The following is a 438-nucleotide window of genomic DNA, read 5'->3' as shown; positions in this document are numbered from 1 at the left end:
TAGCGATGATGGTGTGCGACTCTGGGTAAATGGTCAGCAAATCATTAATAAGTTTGTCAATCAATCACCTACAGAAAACACTGGCTCAATCGCTTTGGTTGCAGGTCAGAAGTACGATATTAAGCTTGAATACTTCGAAAATACTGTCACTGCCGTTTCCAAACTGGCTTGGTCAAGTGCTACCCAGACCAAAGAAATCATTCCCCAGTCACAACTTTATAGTCAGAGCAACGTACCTATTATTGGTAATGGCAACGGACTCAAAGCAGAGTACTACGACAACATCGACTTTACCAACCTAAAGCAAAGCCGTACAGATGCGACGGTGAACTTTGACTGGGGTCTTGGTTCTCCAGATCCGACCATTGCTCCAGATACCTTCTCAGCACGTTGGACAGGTCAGGTACAAGCTAAGTACAGCGAGACTTACAACTTCTA

1 protein-coding gene is annotated in these 438 nt (G+C 44.5%); it reads left to right on the top strand.

From position 1 onward, the window contains the following. Nucleotides 1-13 precede the first annotated feature (13 nt). Nucleotides 14-438, top strand: a 425-nt coding sequence (locus tag GNF10_RS37350; RefSeq protein WP_311774272.1) for a PA14 domain-containing protein, incomplete at its 3' end; no start/stop codon positions are given.

It is taken from the genome of Nostoc sp. UCD121 (assembly GCF_014222285.1).
Taxonomy (GTDB): Bacteria; Cyanobacteriota; Cyanobacteriia; order Cyanobacteriales; family Nostocaceae; genus Nostoc.
Note: the sequence above shows the minus strand (reverse complement) of the source record. Positions and strands in the feature narration are given on the sequence as shown.